Source organism: Janthinobacterium sp. SUN137 (genome assembly GCF_030587265.1).
In the GTDB taxonomy this organism is placed as follows: Bacteria; Pseudomonadota; Gammaproteobacteria; order Burkholderiales; family Burkholderiaceae_D; genus Janthinobacterium; species Janthinobacterium kumbetense.
Genome location: NZ_JAPWHZ010000002.1, coordinates 492,204 through 508,614, shown reverse-complemented (window position 1 = coordinate 508,614; position 16,411 = coordinate 492,204). Strand labels below are relative to the sequence as shown.

Genomic DNA, 16,411 nt, shown 5'->3' with positions numbered 1-16,411 from the left:
GCAGAGCTCGGCTTAGAGACTTGCGCTGACCAGGCAGGCCTACCCGCCGGCAATGAGGCAAAGTAGCCGAAAGACAGCCGCGCAGAGGCCGCGTAGCCCATCAAACGCACACAAAACCCATGCTTCACGGAAATTAAGGCGAAAAAAAATCCTCGGAGACCGAGGATTTCTTTATTTCGTTTGATCCAGCGTATTAGATTGGCTGAATGTTCGAAGCTTGCTTGCCTTTAGGGCCAGCGGTCACTTCAAAAGAAACGCGTTGGTTCTCTTGCAGGGACTTGAAGCCGTTCGACTGGATAGCCGAGAAGTGAGCGAACAGATCTTCGCCGCCTTCGTCAGGGGTAATAAAGCCGAAACCCTTCGAATCATTGAACCATTTTACGATGCCAGTTGCCATTACAATTTCCTATTTCAGTTAAGTTGGGCTTGCGCCCGTTATATCGTTTGAAGCAAGAAAGAAATGACAGACAAACTGCACTACTACCTCGAATCCAACGATGCCCAATTATACCAACAAAACTGAGAAAAACCATTCTTTCGCAAAATAAACTTGCGAACACTACTTTAATAGCCAAATCCCCGTCTTGCGGCGCCCTGTACCAGCGGCATGGAGACACTATATCCTAATCTGCGACGCGGGTGCTTTGCGTTGTATCAAATGAATCATTGCAACCACATGACTATGGCGCGGTCATCTAGGCGGTGAAATGGGTGGCCGCCGCGTCGCGTCCCGCCCAGTCCAGTAGCGCCGCCACCTGCGCCCGCACGCCAGGCCAATCCGCCACCGCTTGCGCAGGGGCATTGAGCATGGCGCGCACCAGCTGTTCCAGGCGCCGGCACTCCTGCCCCAGCGCGGCAAAACCGAAGGTGGCGGCCGAGCCGGCCACCGCGTGCAGCGCGCGGTGCAACTCCGTCAGCGGATCCAGACGGGGGCCTTCGCTGTCGCAGCGGCCGCTTGCCTGCGTGATCGCCTGCATCAGGGCCGGCACGCCAGCCGCATATTTTTCATTCAGGGCGCGCAAACGCGCGCGAAAATCCGGGTCGATCAAGGTTGCCATCGCAATACTCGCCTGAACCGGTTTACTTGGTGCCGAAGATGCGGTCGCCGGCGTCGCCCAGGCCCGGCACGATGTAGGCGTGGTCGTCGAGGTGCGAATCGAGCGAAGCGCAGAACATCTTGACGTTCGGATGCGCATTCTGGAACACGGTCACGCCTTCCGGCGCGGCAACCAGGGCCAGGAAGATGATCTGCTCATCCGTCACGCCCCGTTTTTTCAACACGTCGACGGCATACACGGCCGAATTGCCGGTCGCCACCATCGGGTCGCACAAGATGAAGGTGCGCTCGTTCAGGTCCGGCAGGCGCACCAGGTATTCCACGGGCATGTGCGTAGCCGGGTCGCGGTACACGCCGATGTGGCCCACGCGCGCCGATGGCACCAGGTTCAGCAAGCCATCGCTCATGCCGATGCCGGCGCGCAGGATGGGCACGATGGCCAGTTTCTTGCCGGCGATGACGGGCGCGTCGATGGTCACCAGCGGCGTCTTGATTTCGCGCGTGGTCAGCGGCAGGTCGCGCGTGATTTCATAGCCCATCAGCAAGGTGATTTCCTTGAGCAATTCGCGGAAGGTGCGCGTCGACGTGTCGTGCTCGCGCATGTGGCTCAGTTTGTGCTGGATCAAAGGGTGATCGGTAATGAACAAATTCGGGAAGCGCGGGTCTTGTTTCATATTGTTTTTCTTTCTATGCTAGCTGGCGCGGCGGCAAGCCTGGGCCGCAAGCGCGCTGTGTATCGATAAAATGATGGATTGCAGCATTATCCCAGCCCCCAGCCCGCCTGTGGCCGGAATTTTCGAAATAATTGCGTACCCAAGCGGAGGCAAACTCAGTACTCGCGCAGCGCGCGCGCCAGGATGGCCGCGCAATCGGTGCCTGCCGGCAAGCGGCCATACGCCCCGCCCGGCGCCTGCACCAGCCGCGACTGCAGGAACGCTTGCGCGACGAACGGCGGCGCATGGCGCAGCAGCAATCCCGCCTGCACGGCCAGCACGATGCGCTCGGATAATTGCCGGGCGCCGAATTCGTCCGTTTGCGGCCCGTCCAGGTCGACCAGCAGCCGCGCGCGGTAGCCGGTGAAAATGGCATCGTCATCGCCGGCCAGCGCCAGCTCGGCCGCCAGGGCGTCGCGCGCGGCCGGCGACTTGCCGAAGGCGCGCAAGACGTCGAGGCACATGACGTTGCCCGAACCTTCCCAGATCGAATTGACGGGCAATTCGCGGTACAGGCGCGCCAGCGGCGCCTCTTCCACATAACCGGTGCCGCCCAGCACTTCCATCGCTTCAAAGCCGAAACCGGGGCCCCGCTTGCAAATCCAGTACTTGCCGGCCGGCGTGAGCACGCGCGCCAGCATGGCTTGCCCTGCATCATCCTTTTCATCGAAACAGCGGGCCAGGCGCAGCGCAAACGCCGTGGCGGCTTCCGATTCCAGCGCCAGGTCGGCCAGCACGTTCTGCATCAGCGGCTGTTCGGCCAGCGGCTTGCCGAACACGGCCCGCTGGCGCGCATGGTGCAGCGCCTGCGTCAAGGCGGCGCGCATGATGCCGGCGCTGCCCAGCACGCAGTCGAGGCGCGTGTGGCTGGCCATTTCCAGGATGGTGGGGATGCCCCGCCCCGGCTGCCCCACGAGCCAGCCGTAGGCATTCGTGAACTCCACTTCCGACGAGGCATTCGAGCGGTTGCCCAGCTTATCCTTCAAGCGCTGCACGCGGATGGCGTTGCGGCTGCCGTCGGGCAGGTAGCGGGGCAGGAAAAAGCACGACAATCCGCCCTCGTCCGCCTGCGCCAGGATCAGATGCGCGTCGCACTGGGGCGCCGAGAAAAACCACTTGTGGCCGACGATGCGCCAGGCGCCGGCGGCCTCGTCGCCGAACAGCGCTTGCGCCTCGGCCGGCGGCACCTGCGTAGCGCGCGTGGTGTTGCTGCGCACGTCGGAGCCGCCCTGCTTTTCCGTCATGCCCATGCCGACCAGGGCGCCGCGCTTCTGCTCCACGGGCAGGGAGCGGGGATCGTAGTCGCGCGACAGGATTTTCGGCAGCCAGCGCTGCGCGATTTGCGGCAGGTCAAGCGCCTGGCGCAAGGCCGGCACCGAGGCATACGTCATCGTCACGGGGCACTGCGTGCCGTTTTCCACCTGCCCCACTAATAGATAGGCCGCCGCGCGCGCCACCTGGGCGCCTGGACCGGGCGACGCCCACGGCGAAGCGTGCGCGCCGGCGCCCACGAGGATGGCCATCAGCTCATGCCAGGCCGGATGGAACAGCACCTCGTCGATGCGGCGCCCGGCCCGGTCGAACTGCTGCAGCTCGGGCGTGTGGATATTGGCCAGGCGCGCCAGCGCATAGGTCTCGGCGCGCCCCAGCCTGTCGCCCAGCGCATCGAGCTCCTGCAACGCCGCGCCGCCGCCCTCGCGCAGCAGCGCCTCGATCAGCGCCGGGTCGCAGGCGAACAGATTGACGTTTTCAAAGGGCGTGGCCTGGTTGAAAACTTCATGCGTGTCAAAGGCATTCATGGAGGTCTCCCGCGATTTGTTATCATGGCGCCCTTGCCGTCGCTGGCGCACCGTCAACACCGTCTGCCAGCCAGACTAGCGCAAAGCGCATGACGGGGCAAGCGCGCCAGTGGAAGCAAGCGCAGATAAATGTTTCCATGTGGAACGAAAATGCCTGCGTGTGTCGCGCGGCATGATTTTTTTCATGGAAGGCAGGAATATTTACAAAACCTGAAGCAATGTTGCTCTATTTCATGTAATCGGGTGCTTTTCAATGATACATTTCGTGTGGATCGCGTTCCGATAGCCGCCTTCCGGCCACTATGGCACGCGTCACGCACGATGCATTCTTTCCGTTGGCGCCCTGCCCTGCAGCGAGCGCCGGCACTGATAACAAAAAGGTAAAAGCCAGCACGATGTTTTCCAGTACCCCATCCGCCGCCCACCGCGAGGCTCGCCACGAGTTGGACAACCTCATGGAAGAGGCAGGCGACGTCGTGTTCCGGCTCGATACGGACGGCCTGATCCTGTTCGCCAGCAAGCGCGCGGCCACCCTGTTTGGCGCACCCGCGGGCCTGTCCGGCCATTTGCTGCTGCCGCTGGCCGCCGAAGCGTCGCGCGCGGCGCTGCAAGCAGCGCTGGAAGACGCCCTGGAAGAACCGGGCCGCCTGGAAGTGCGGCTGCAGACGCCGGACCAGGAAATCTGGTTCGAGCTGCGCCTGTCGTCATATATGAACGCGGCCGGCGTGGCCGAATTGCTGGTGGTCGGGCGCGACACGTCGGCCCAGCACAATACGGAAGAACGCCTGCGCCACATGGCCACGCACGATGCGCTCACGGGCTTGCCGAACCGTTTGCTGCTGTCGGACCGCATCCGCATGGTGATCGCCCAGGCCGCCCGTTCGGGCCAGGGGTTTTCCGTCGCCACGATCGGTCTCGATGGCTTTAAAAAGGTCAACGATGGCCTGGGCCACCCCGTCGGCGACGCCGTGCTGCGCCTGGCGGCGGCCCGCCTGCGCAAGACGCTGCGCGACAGCGACACCCTGGCGCGCGTGGGCGGCGACGAATTCGTCGCCGTGCTGCCCGGCAGCGCCACGGACGCGCAGATCAAGCTGGTGACGGGCCGCCTGCTGGCGACCCTGCAGGCGCCGTTCGAAGTCGATGGCCACACGATCTATGTGGGCGCCTCGGTCGGCGTATCGATCTATCCGCTGCATGCGGAAGATGAAGTGCGCCTGGTGGCGCTGGCCGATGCGGCCATGTCGCGCGCCAAGGAAACGGGCAAGGCCCGCTGCCTGGTCTACAGCCCGCGCCTGAACGGCCCTTCGGAACACGATATTTCGCTGGAAGCGGCCATGTTCCACGCCGTGCGCGAAGGCGAGTTTTTACTCTTTTACCAGCCCATCGTCGATGCGCACACGCGGCAAATCCAGGGTTTCGAAACCCTGATGCGCTGGAAGCACCCGACCCTGGGCCTGGTGCCGCCCGTACGCTTCATTCCGATTGCCGAAGCCAATGGGCTGATCAACCTGCTGGGCGCCTGGGCGCTGAAGGCGGCCTGCGTACAGCTCAAGCAGTTCCAGGAAGTGGCCAAAAGGCCGCTGTACATCTCCGTCAACATCAGCCCGCGCCAGTTCCGCAACGACAAATTCCTCGATATCCTCGACGACGCCATCGCGTTTTCGGGGCTGTCCGGCGAACACCTGGTGCTGGAAATTACGGAAGGCACCCTGATGATCGACCCCGTGCATGCGGAAACCATCCTCGTCAAGATGACGGAGCGCCGCGCGCGCATCGCCATCGACGATTTCGGCACCGGCTACTCTTCGCTCGCGTATCTGAAGCGCTTCCCCATTTCCGTGCTGAAGATCGACCGCACCTTCATCAAGGATTTGCCCGAATCGAGCAAGGATGCGGCCATCTGCAACACCATTCTCGACCTGGCCAAGCATTTGAACCTGTCCGTGGTGGCCGAGGGCGTGGAAACCGAAGAGCAGATGCACTTCATGGAATCGCGCGGCTGCCAGTATGTGCAAGGCTACCTGACGGGCAAACCGATGCCGGCCCACGCCGCGCTATCGGCCTTGAGCGACAAAACCTATGCGGCGCTGGTGCCTGCGCCGTCTGCCAATGAACCGCGCGGAGGGGTGCAATGAATCCAGGTCATTTCACGGCGCCGACACAGCTCGGCAAAAACACCCTGGACCTGCTGTGGGCGCGCACGCGCCAGCAGGGCGACATGCCCGGCTTCGCGAAGGCCATCAGCGCCATCCTCGGCGCCATGCGCGGCGAGGATGACCACGAATTCGACATCACGCAAACGGTGCTGTCCGACCCTGTCCTCACGCACAAGGTGCTGCGGCTGGCCAACAGCGGCATGTATTCCGCCTTCGGCCAGCGCGTCAACACGGTCTCGAAGGCAGTGCTGGTGCTGGGCATCGACGCCATCGGCCACCTGGCGCTGGGACTGAAACTGATCGAGGAACTGTCGCAGGCCTCGCCCGATTCCGTCAGCGCCCACGTGGAAATGGAAAAGGCCGTGCTGGCCGGGATGGTGGCGCAGCAGGTGGCCACCAGCGCCGGCAGCCTGCAGGCGGAGCAAGCCGTCGTCTGCTCGATGCTGCACACCCTGGGCCGCATGATGGTGACGTTCTACATGACGGACTTCTGGGCGCGCATGCAGGCACATGCGGGTCCCGGCAACGAGGCGGCCGCCGCGCGCGAAATCCTCGGCCTGTCGCTGCCGGAAGTGGGCTATGCCACGGCCGCCCACTGGGGCTTGCCGCAACACCTGATCAACGGCATGCGTCCGATGGACCCGTCGCCGGACAATGCCCCCGTCAGCGGCGCCGACTGGATGGCGGGCCTGTCGACGATGGCGGCGCGCTGCGCCGACTCGCTGTGGCATGACGACGCGGCCGGCGCGGCGCAGGTGCACGCACTGATCGACGATTATGCGGGCACCCTGGGCATCACCGCGACCGACCTGGTGGTGGCGGTGGACAAGGCCAAGGCGATGGCGGCGGCCGACCTGTCGATCGCGCCCCTGTCGAAACCGGCGGAACGGCGCGCACGCCAGCTGGCGTCGACGCGCATGCGCGCCGAAGGCAACCGCGTGCTGATCGGCGGCCTGGCCGACCTGCGCGGCGCCATCGGCAGCGCCAGTCCGGGCCAGATGGTCTCGATGGCGCTCGAAACGCTGCACCAGGGCTTCGATTTTTCGCGCTCGGTGGCGTTCGTGCGCAACCACAGGGATCATCTGTATTCGGCGCGCATCAGCATGGGCGAAGGCATGGCCGACCTGCAGGACCTGATGGTGTTTGGCGACGCATATGAGCCGAACGTCTTCCACGCGGCCCTCAACAGCGACCGCGTGATCTTCATCGACAATGCGCGCGACCCGAAATTTGCCGCCAAGCTGCCGCAATGGTGGAAAGCGACGCTGTCGGAAGCACGCAGCTTCGTCGTGCTGCCCCTGTCGGCCAACGGCCACCCCACGGGATTTTTATACGGCGACTGGGACGACAGCTTCCCGCCGATCCAGTTGAACCAGACGGAGTTCAACCTGATCAACGATATCCGGGCGTTGCTGGTGCAGTCGGTGGAGATGCGCCACCAATTGGAATTGGTGGCGAATAAGGTGGCATGAGAACACCTGACCAAACCTACTGCGCGTCGGCATAGGCGGCCTGCGATGCTCACCGGCTCGGCGCCCCCGTACTTAGTACGGTTGCGCTTCTTAGCCACCTCTCCCTTCCGCTCGCTACGGTTTTGTCCGGTGTCGCAAGTGTCGTTGTTAAACGAGAAAACGACCATCCAGGTCGCAGGTCGGATCAGGGCCGCAGGCCCGTCATCCGACAACATTCAGCTTACTTCAACTTCGGCGTATTCACGCTGACATCGCCGCACTGCGCGCGGTGCATCAGGGCGTGGTCGATCAGCACCAGCGCCAGCATGGCTTCGGCGATCGGCGTGGCGCGGATGCCCACGCACGGGTCGTGGCGGCCGAACGTTTCCACCATCACGGGATTGCCCTCTTTGTCGATCGAGCGGCGCGGCGTGCGGATCGACGAGGTCGGCTTGATGGCGATCGAGACGCTGATATCCTGCCCCGTTGAAATGCCGCCCAGGACGCCGCCGGCGTTATTGCCGATAAAACCTTCCGGCGTCAGTTCGTCGCCGTGCTCGGAACCCTTTTGCGCCACCGAATCGAAGCCGGCGCCGATTTCTACGCCCTTGACGGCATTGATGCCCATCATGGCGTAGGCGATGTCGGCATCCAGCTTGTCGTAGATGGGCTGGCCCAGTCCCACCGGCACGTTTTGCGCGATCACGTCGATGCGCGCGCCGATGGAATCGCCGTCGCGGCGCAACTGGTCCATGGCCTCTTCCATGCGCGCGATCAGGTCCGCGTCGCCGCTGGCGGCAAAGAACGGGTTCGCATGCACGTGCTCCCACGACTGGAACGGCACGGGAATGTCGCCCAGCTGGCTCATGCAGCCCTTGAACGTGGTGCCGTACTGCTGCAGCAGCCATTTCTTGGCGATCGCCGCCGCGCCCACGACGGGCGCCGTCAGGCGCGCCGACGAGCGTCCGCCGCCGCGCGGATCGCGCACGCCATACTTGTGCCAGTAGGTGTAGTCGGCGTGGCCGGGACGGAAGCTTTCCGCGATATTGCCGTAATCCTTGCTGCGCTGGTCTTCATTGCGGATCAGCAGGGCAATCGGCGTGCCCGTCGTCACGCCCTGGTACACGCCGGAGAGGATTTCCACCGTATCCGATTCCTGGCGCTGCGTCACATGGCGCGACGTGCCGGGCTTGCGGCGGTCCAGCTCGGGCTGGATATCGGCTTCCGACAGGATCAATCCCGGAGGACAGCCATCGATCACGCAGCCGATGGCCGGGCCATGCGATTCGCCGAAAGTGGTAACAGTAAACAGCTTGCCAAAAGAATTGCCGGACATAGTAGGAATTGTGAGGACTGGAAAACTCAATTCTACCAGCCTGCGGGGCATGCCATGCCGCTAATGCCGCAGCAAGGCCGATATTGCCCCGCCAAAATCGCCATTTTCAAATACCGTGTTTTTTTTCATATAAAAAACACCAAATATGAGTTGCAATCATGCAATTCAAGAAATATTGCCCCACAGAATAGACTTAAAAAAACATTTTGCTTATTAAATAGCTATATACTTGGATCAAAGCGCGCTACACAATACAGGTTACCAAACCGCATTTGGGCTGCGCCGAGAGCACGTCACAAAATGCCCAGGGCTAGGCGCGTTGCCGAAGACAGTACGCAAGTACGGCGAGGCAACGCAACAACGCCATGGGCTTTTTGTGACGTGCTCGTAAAAATATCGAGTCATCCTGGAGAAGCTATACATGCCCGCACCGATCATCCCCCTTGACGCCAACAAGGACGATCACGACGACCTGGTATTCCTCGATGAGCAACCAGCGGCGCCGCTGGCCGTCGCACCGCGCAGCGTCTGGCGGGTGATGATCATCGATGACGATGAAGACGTCCACTCCACCACCACTTTCGCCCTGGGCAACCTGGAAATGCAGCACCGTCCGCTGGAATTCGTGCATGCGTATTCGGCCGGCCAGGCGCGCGAACTGCTCAAGCATGAAGACGACATCGCCGTCATCCTGCTCGACGTGGTGATGGAACAGGATGACGCGGGCCTGCACCTGGTGCGCTATATCCGCGAAACCCTCAAGATGACGGACGTGCGCATCATCCTGCGCACGGGCCAGCCCGGCTATGCGCCGGAAATCGACGCCATCCGCGATTTCGACATCAACGACTACAAGACCAAGTCCGAATTGACGCGCATCAAGCTGTTTACCACGGTGACGGCAGCCATCCGCTCGTACGAGCAGATCCGCTCGATCAGCAGCAGCCGGCGCGGCCTGGACCGCATCGTCCACGCCAGCACGCAGCTGATGGCGCTGCACGGCGTGCAAAACTTCTCGGCCGGCGTGCTGGCGCAGATCGCCGACCTGCTGGGCATCCGCGCCGACGGCGTGCTGTGCGTGCAGGACTTGCAGGACAACGGTGCGCGGGAATTGCTCGTCTCGGCCTGCACGGGCAGCTTTTCCAGCTTGCCGCACAGCGCCCTGTGCGGCCTGCAAAATCCGCGCGTGATGGCCGCCGTCGAGCACACGCTGGCGCAGCGGCGCAATGTGTACGCGCACGACTACGCCACCCTGTACTTCGCGGGCAAGGCCAGCCGCGACGCGGCCGCCTACCTGGTGCTGCCGCGCCCCCTCTCGGCCATCGATGAAAGCCTGCTGGAAGTATTCTGCAGCAACGTCGCCGTGGGCCTGGACAACGTCGAACTGGTGTCGCACCTGCACAATGCCGCCTTCTACGACCAGTTGTCGAAGCTGCCCAACCGCACGCGCCTGGTGGAAATCCTCGACGCCACCCTGGCCGGTCCCGCGCGCGACGACGCCACCCTGTCGCTGGTGGACCTCGACCATTTTGCCGAGACCAACGACGCGCTGGGCCACCAGTTCGGCGACATGCTGCTCGTGGCCGTGGCGGGACGCCTGCAGACCCAGCTGGGCCCGCAGCTGACCGTGGCGCGCCTTGGCGGCGACATCTTTTGCGTGCTGGGCGACTCGTCGCAAGTCAATCCCACCAAGATCCTGGCCCTGTTTCAGGCGCCGTTCAGCATCGATGGCCAGGACGTGCAATTGTCCGCCACGCTGGGCCTGGTGCGGCTGGGCGAACATGCGGGCACGGGCGCCGATGCGCTGAAAGATGCCGATATCGCCCTGAAACGGGCGAAAAGCCAGCAGCGCGCCGGGCATTTCTATTTCTCGCGCAGCATGGGCATCGAAATCCGCGAACGGGTGCGCATGATGCACGCGCTGCGCACGGCTTTCAGCCAGGGCCAGCTGTTTGTCGTGTATCAACCGCAGATCGACCTGACCACGCGCCGCCCGGTGGGCGCAGAAGCGCTGCTGCGCTGGCAGACGCCGGACGGCAAGTTCATCTCGCCCGACCGCTTCATTCCCATCGCCGAGTATTCCGGCATCATCATCGACCTGGGCGAATGGGTGCTGCGCACGGCGTGCCGCGAACTGGTGCTGCTGCGCGAGCAGGGTCACCGCAACTTCGTCATGTCCGTCAACGTGTCGCAAGTGCAATTCCGCCACCCCCTGTTTTTGGAAATGCTGCGCGCCGCGCTGGAAGAGACGCAGGCGCCGCCCGAGTTCATCGAGCTGGAAATCACGGAATCGATGGCCATGGAAGAGCCTGATTTATTGATCAAGATGTTGTGGCAGATCAAGCAAACGGGCGTGAGCATCGCCATCGACGACTTCGGCACGGGTTTTTCCTCCCTATCCTATTTGCAGCGCCTGCAAGTAGACCGCCTGAAGATCGACCGCGCCTTCGTGACGGAAATCACGGGTTCCGCGCGCGGCAGCAGCATCGCCGAAATGGTCATCCAGCTGGGCCGCAACCTGGGCCTGGCAGTCATCGCGGAAGGCGTGGAAGACGAGCGCCAGGCGCAGATACTGCAGGCGCTGGGCTGCCCCATGGCGCAAGGTTTCCTGTTCGCCCGCCCCATGACGGCCGCGGCGCTGGGCAGTTGGCTCAACAATGAAGCGCTGCAGGGCGCCGCATAGACGCCACCCTGGATAGACAATGCAAAACGCCGGCAGATGCCGGCGTTGTTTTTACTGCATGAGTGAAGCTTAGTCGGTGGTTTCGGCCGGCCAGTCGCGGATATAGGCCTTGAGCATCTGGTTTTCAAAGCTTTGCGCTTCGAGCACGGCGCGCGCCACATCGTAGAAGGAAATGACGCCCAGCAAGGTCTTGGCATTCATGACGGGCAGGTAGCGCGCATGCTTTTCCAGCATGATGCGGCGCACTTCATTGACTTCCGTGTCAGGCGTGACGGTGATCGGGTGGTCGTCCATGTGCTTGCGCACGGTGCCGCCGCCGATCTGGCCCGCATTTTCATGCAGCGCGTTCAACACTTCGCGAAAGGTCAGCATGCCGACCAGGTCGCCAAACTCCATGACCACCAGCGAACCGATGTCCTTTTCAGCCATGGTATTGGCCGCGTCAAGCAGGGGCTGGTCAGGCGTGACCGTGTAGAGGATATTGCCCTTGACTTGGAGAATTTCAGATACTTTCATATTGGCCGTCCTGTCCGCGTGATTGGTATTTTAGTTATTCTAGCCCTTACTGCGACTGTAGCCTATGCCTGCGGAAAAATCCAGCCTTGCGCGCAATCAAATCGACGGGGATTGTCGGGCAAGAAAAACGTAGCGAGCGGATGCGCGGCGCGGCCGAGAAGCGCAGCGGTACGCGAGTGCCGTGAGCATCGCCGGCCGTGCCCCGCGACGCGCAGTAGTTTTTTTCATGCTCTACGGCGGAACCACCCTGCTATCGACAGGCGCTCGCGCGCCGTCGGCAACACTTCGTGCAGCATCTCGCCCGACATGAACATGGCCATGCGGCCCGCTTGCGGCGCGATATCGACGTGCTCGCCGCCCTGCGGGTGCAGGCGCAGCGCGCCGCCGTGCTCCGGCAGCCAGTCATCGTTGAGGTACAGCACGACGGACACCGTGCGCTTGTCGTCGTCGCGGAAACGATCCAGATGGGCCCGGTAAAAGGCGCCCGGCGCGTACAGGGCGAAGTGGCTTTCGTACTCGTCCAGCCCCAGGAACAGCTCGCGGTTGAGCATGCAGCGCAGCGCTTCCATGTGTTCCAGGTAGCGGTCGCAAGCGGCTGAGCGGCCCGTTTCCAGCCATTCGATATGGTCGCCGCGGATGTCCGGCTGCAGCAGCGGCGCATGGCCGCTGCCCACGCCGGCGCCCTTCATCTTGCCGCTGAGCATGGATTGCACGCATTCGGCGGCCAGCTGGCGGCTCAGTTCAGGGGAGATAAAATGCTCTTGCATGAGCCAGCCTGCGTGGCACAGGCCGTCGACGATAGAAGGTCCGGGTACGGCAAGGGCGCCGTCGAACGATATTGCGGGCATAAAATCTTTCCTGGTGGACATGCGATGAGAGTTCGCCTGAAGCCCAGGATTTCGCTGGCACGTAGCAGCCTTCCCTGCGGCGCGGCGCACGCGCACAGGTCAAACAGCCCGAATATCGCTGATCCGGTATCCTACCACCGCCGCACCGCAGCGGTCACTTTTTTTACACTGCAGGTTACACACGCCCCCCGCCAGCACGGCGCCATGCGCCCTGCACACGAGCCCTTTTGCTCAGATGCAAATCAGGTTACGATCTTGCCACTATAAAACTTGGCGGAGACACCATGAGCGGCCCGAAATACCCCGGTTTCGACACTTTATCCCTGCATGCGGGCGCGGCGCCCGACCCGGCCACGGGCGCGCGCGCCACGCCCATCCATTTCACGTCCTCGTTTGCCTTCAAGAGTTCGGAGCATGCGGCTTCGCTGTTCAATATGGAGCGGGCCGGCCACGTGTACTCGCGCATCTCGAACCCCACCAACGCCGTGCTGGAAGAGCGCATCGCCGCCCTCGAAGGGGGCGTGGCCGGCATCGCCACGGCCAGCGGCCAGGCCGCCATGCACCTGGGTTTATGCACCATCGCGGGCGCGGGCTCGCACATCGTCGCGTCGCGCGCCCTGTACGGCGGCTCGCAGAACCTGCTGGCCTACACCTTGAAACGCTTCGGCATAGCCACCACGTTCGTCGACCCGCGCGACGTGGACGCCTGGCGCGCCGCCATCCGCCCGAACACGAAAGTGCTGTTCGCCGAAACCCTGGGCAATCCCGGCCTCGACGTGCTCGACATCCCCCGGATTGCCGCCCTGGCGCACGAGCACCACCTGCCGCTGATGGTCGATTCGACCTTCACCACGCCGTATCTGCTGCGCCCCTTCGAGCATGGCGCCGACCTGGTCTTCCACTCGGCCACCAAGTTCCTGTGCGGCCACGGCACGGCTATCGGCGGCTTGCTCGTCGATGGCGGCACCTTCGACTGGCAGGCGGCGTATGACAAGACGGGGCGTTTCGCCGAACTGTGCGAGCCGTATGACGGTTTCCACGGCATGGTCTTCGCCGAGGAATCGACGGTGGCGCCGTTCGCCCTGCGCGCGCGGCGCGAAGGCTTGCGCGATTTCGGCGCCGTCATGAGCCCGCACAATGCCTTCGCCATCCTGCAAGGCGTCGAAACCCTGGGCTTACGCATGGATCGCCACGTGGCCAACACGCGCAAGATCATCGACTTCCTGCTGGCCAATCCGGCCGTGGATGCCGTGTCCTACCCCGAGCTGCCGTCGCATCCCGATTACGCACTGGCGAAAACCCTGCTGCCGAAAGGCGCGGGCGGCGTGTTCACCTTCCGTCTGCGCGGCGACCGCGCGGCCGGCCAGCGCTTTGTCGACAGCCTGAAGATCTTTTCGCACCTGGCCAACGTGGGCGACGCCAAGTCGCTCGTCATCCACCCCGCCTCCACCACGCATTTCCGCGTGCCCGACGATCAGCTGGCGCAGGCGGGCATCACGCAGGGCACCATGCGTTTATCGGTGGGCCTGGAAGACGCGGACGATTTGATCGAAGACCTGGCCCGTGGCCTGAAACTGTCGCAGAAAGGCGCCTGAGATGCTGCTCACCATCGACAATACCACCGCCTACTGCTACACGGGCGGCAAAGCTTTTGACCCGAATCAACCGACGGCCGTCTTCATCCACGGCGCGCAGAACGACCATTCCGTGTGGGCCCTGCAAACGCGCTACTTTGCCCACCACGGCTGGAACGTGCTGGCCGTCGACTTGCCGGGACACGGCCGCAGCGGGGGCAAGGCCAGGGATAATGTGGCCGACCTGGCGCGCTGGATCCTGGCCGTGCTGGACGCGGCCGGCGCGCCCAAGGCCATGCTGGTCGGTCACAGCATGGGTTCATTGATCGCGCTGGAAGCGGCATTCCTGGCGCCTGGGCGTATCAGCCACCTGGCCATGCTGGGGTCCACCTACCCGATGAAGGTCTCGCCGGCGCTGCTGGAAACGTCACTCAAGGACGAACAGGCGGCCATCGACATGGTCAATATCTGGTCGCACTCGTCGATCGCGCAAAAGCCGTCGTTTCCCGGCCCAGGCTTTTATGCCATGGGCGGAGCGCGGCGCCTGAAGCAGCGCATCGCCGCCCTCAACCCCGATCACGTGTTTCACACGGATTTTTTCGCCTGCAATGCCTACGCGAACGGCGAAATCGCCGCCGCTTCGGTACACTGCCCCACTTTATTCATTTTCGGCGCGCGCGACATGATGACGCCGCCCAAATCGACCCGCTTGCTGACCTCAAGCATCGCGCATGGCACCGTGGTGCAGGTCGACAGCGGGCACGAATTGATGGCCGAACAACCGGACGCCGTGCTCGACGCGCTGTTTGCGTTTGCGCAAAGCACGCCGGCATGACGCCACGCCACGCACGTGTTTTTTTAGGATAGATGCACCATGTTGTTGAATACCCTGTTTGACGAATTGACAGGCCGCGGCAGCGGCACGGAAGCGGCGCGGCGCGAACGCTATGAATGGCTGGAACAGCTGCGCTGCGCCAACCCGCAAGCGGCCGAAGGCGGCCCCATGGCCGGCATCCCGGGCCACCACTGGTACCGGCTGCCGCAGGCGCTCGGCGTGGCCGGACAAGAATCCGACCTGCTGGTCGGCACCCTGAACGCCCAGTACCTGGTGTTCGCGGGCCGCCACGCGGCGGCTTTCGCGGCCGAACTGGGCCTGCAATACGACGCCAACAACCGCATCGACCGCCCCGGCGGCATCGACGAACTGCTCGACGCCTATGAAGAACAGGCCGACGGCAGCTGGAGCACCGTGGCGGCGGGCCTGCCGGCGCCGCCGCTGGCCGGCTGGGACGACGTGTACTTCCGCGTACGCGACCTGAGCGACGGCAAGGCCATCCAGAGCGTGACCACCATCGCCTACGAGAGCAGCCGCTTTCCCGGCTACACCCTGCTGGGCACGACCCTGGTGGGCGCGGGCGCCATCGCGCACGACGACGAGACAGCGGAATATCTGCAGCAAGTCTTCGCCGACTGGGCCATCCAGCGCGATTGCGCCGATGCCTGTCCGCCGGCATCCGCGCCCTGGCCCCATGCACCGCGCCAGGCGCCGCCCGAGACGTACGACACTGCGTTCGATTTTGCCCGCAACCTGGCCTACCTCGACGCCCTGCTGGCTGCCTATGTCCGCGCGCAGGCGCAGGCACAAAACGATGGCGGCGACGACGCCTACTGGGCTTGCGCGGCCGCCAGCACGGCTTACCAGGTCTTCTCGCTGCGCTACACGGCAGGCTTGCCCTTGCCTGACGTGGAAACGGCGCTGGAAGCGGCCGTCGCCGCCTGCGAGACGGCGCGCGCGGCCCTGGCCGCGGCCTACGATGACGATGGCTTGCCCGCCTTTGATTTCGAACAATTGACGGATTACGCGCGCACCTTGCAGCTGCTGGGCGCAAGCCTGCTGTTCGGCCGCCACGACCTGGCCAGGCGCCTCGCCGCCCTGCAGACGGCCTTCGATGGCGAAGATGGCGTGTACGAAGCGCTGCTGTCCGCCATCGATCCGCAGCGTCCCGCCGTCGACGAATGGAATTTCGCCGAACCCTATACGGCCCTGTACGACTGCCTCGACGCGGACGACCGCGCGCAGCAGCTCGAGCACCTGCAACACTACCTGGCCGGCTGGCACGGCGCGCTGGTGCGCGAAGACTGGTTCAACGGCCATTTGCGCGCGCAGGGACTGGGCGGCTACTACGGCCTGTGGGCCTTCGAAGCGGCCGCCGTGGCGCAACGCCTGGGGCTGGAGCGCGGCGCCTTGGCGCACTGGATCATGCCGCCAGCGCCCTGA

13 protein-coding genes are annotated in these 16,411 nt (G+C 63.7%); 6 read left to right on the top strand and 7 right to left on the bottom strand.

Annotation, left to right across the window (positions count from 1 at the left end):
- Positions 1-193: 193 nt before the first annotated feature.
- The 4 genes from O3298_RS10295 to O3298_RS10280 form a co-directional block, all read right to left on the bottom strand.
- Positions 194-397: a cold-shock protein gene (locus tag O3298_RS10295; RefSeq protein WP_010398811.1), complete on the bottom strand. Its 204-nt coding sequence runs from the start codon at positions 395-397 to the stop codon at positions 194-196.
- 298 nt (positions 398-695) lie between these two features.
- Positions 696-1,058, bottom strand: coding sequence for an Hpt domain-containing protein (locus O3298_RS10290; protein WP_305059218.1), 363 nt, complete (start codon positions 1,056-1,058; stop codon positions 696-698).
- 22 nt (positions 1,059-1,080) lie between these two features.
- Entirely contained in the window at positions 1,081-1,731 is a 651-nt protein-coding gene (gene upp, locus O3298_RS10285; protein WP_010398816.1) for a uracil phosphoribosyltransferase, read from the bottom strand.
- Positions 1,732-1,886: 155 nt separating this feature from the next.
- Positions 1,887-3,569 (bottom strand): isovaleryl-CoA dehydrogenase, encoded by a 1,683-nt coding sequence (locus O3298_RS10280; protein ID WP_305059217.1) that lies wholly within the window; start codon positions 3,567-3,569, stop codon positions 1,887-1,889.
- 395 nt (positions 3,570-3,964) lie between these two features.
- Between O3298_RS10280 and O3298_RS10275 the strand changes: the two genes are divergently transcribed.
- Positions 3,965-5,704 carry a bifunctional diguanylate cyclase/phosphodiesterase gene (locus O3298_RS10275; RefSeq protein ID WP_099668486.1) on the top strand — a complete coding sequence of 580 codons (1,740 nt, stop codon included), beginning with the start codon at positions 3,965-3,967 and terminating at the stop codon, positions 5,702-5,704.
- A complete protein-coding gene (locus O3298_RS10270) occupies positions 5,701-7,197 on the top strand; it encodes an HDOD domain-containing protein (protein ID WP_251348431.1) in 1,497 nt (498 codons plus the stop codon). The genes O3298_RS10275 and O3298_RS10270 overlap by 4 nt, the downstream gene beginning before the upstream one ends.
- A gap of 220 nt (positions 7,198-7,417) precedes the next feature.
- Here the strand turns inward: O3298_RS10270 and aroC are convergent, their stop codons facing one another.
- Positions 7,418-8,512 carry a chorismate synthase gene (gene aroC, locus O3298_RS10265; protein WP_099667641.1) on the bottom strand — a complete coding sequence of 365 codons (1,095 nt, stop codon included), beginning with the start codon at positions 8,510-8,512 and terminating at the stop codon, positions 7,418-7,420.
- 421 nt (positions 8,513-8,933) lie between these two features.
- Between aroC and O3298_RS10260 the strand changes: the two genes are divergently transcribed.
- A complete protein-coding gene (locus tag O3298_RS10260; protein ID WP_305059216.1) occupies positions 8,934-11,195 on the top strand; it encodes a bifunctional diguanylate cyclase/phosphodiesterase in 2,262 nt (753 codons plus the stop codon).
- Between the two features lie 69 nt (positions 11,196-11,264).
- Here the strand turns inward: O3298_RS10260 and O3298_RS10255 are convergent, their stop codons facing one another.
- Together O3298_RS10255 and O3298_RS10250 are read right to left on the bottom strand one after the other, a co-directional pair.
- A complete protein-coding gene (locus O3298_RS10255; RefSeq protein WP_010398828.1) occupies positions 11,265-11,711 on the bottom strand; it encodes a CBS domain-containing protein in 447 nt (148 codons plus the stop codon).
- Positions 11,712-11,935: 224 nt separating this feature from the next.
- Positions 11,936-12,559 (bottom strand): 2OG-Fe(II) oxygenase, encoded by a 624-nt coding sequence (locus O3298_RS10250; protein ID WP_305059215.1) that lies wholly within the window; start codon positions 12,557-12,559, stop codon positions 11,936-11,938.
- Between the two features lie 284 nt (positions 12,560-12,843).
- On the opposite strand from O3298_RS10250, the gene O3298_RS10245 reads away from it, so the two are divergent.
- Genes O3298_RS10245 through O3298_RS10235 form a run of 3 tightly spaced genes read left to right on the top strand, consistent with a single transcriptional unit; the run spans position 12,844 to position 16,411 of the window.
- The gene (locus O3298_RS10245; RefSeq protein WP_305059214.1) at positions 12,844-14,154 is read left to right on the top strand and encodes an O-acetylhomoserine aminocarboxypropyltransferase; all 1,311 of its coding nucleotides are present in this window, start codon (positions 12,844-12,846) and stop codon (positions 14,152-14,154) included.
- A gap of 1 nt (position 14,155) precedes the next feature.
- The gene (locus O3298_RS10240; RefSeq protein WP_305059213.1) at positions 14,156-14,968 is read left to right on the top strand and encodes an alpha/beta fold hydrolase; all 813 of its coding nucleotides are present in this window, start codon (positions 14,156-14,158) and stop codon (positions 14,966-14,968) included.
- A gap of 39 nt (positions 14,969-15,007) precedes the next feature.
- Complete coding sequence (locus tag O3298_RS10235; protein WP_305059212.1) at positions 15,008-16,411, top strand: PoNe immunity protein domain-containing protein; 1,404 nt, start codon at positions 15,008-15,010, stop codon at positions 16,409-16,411.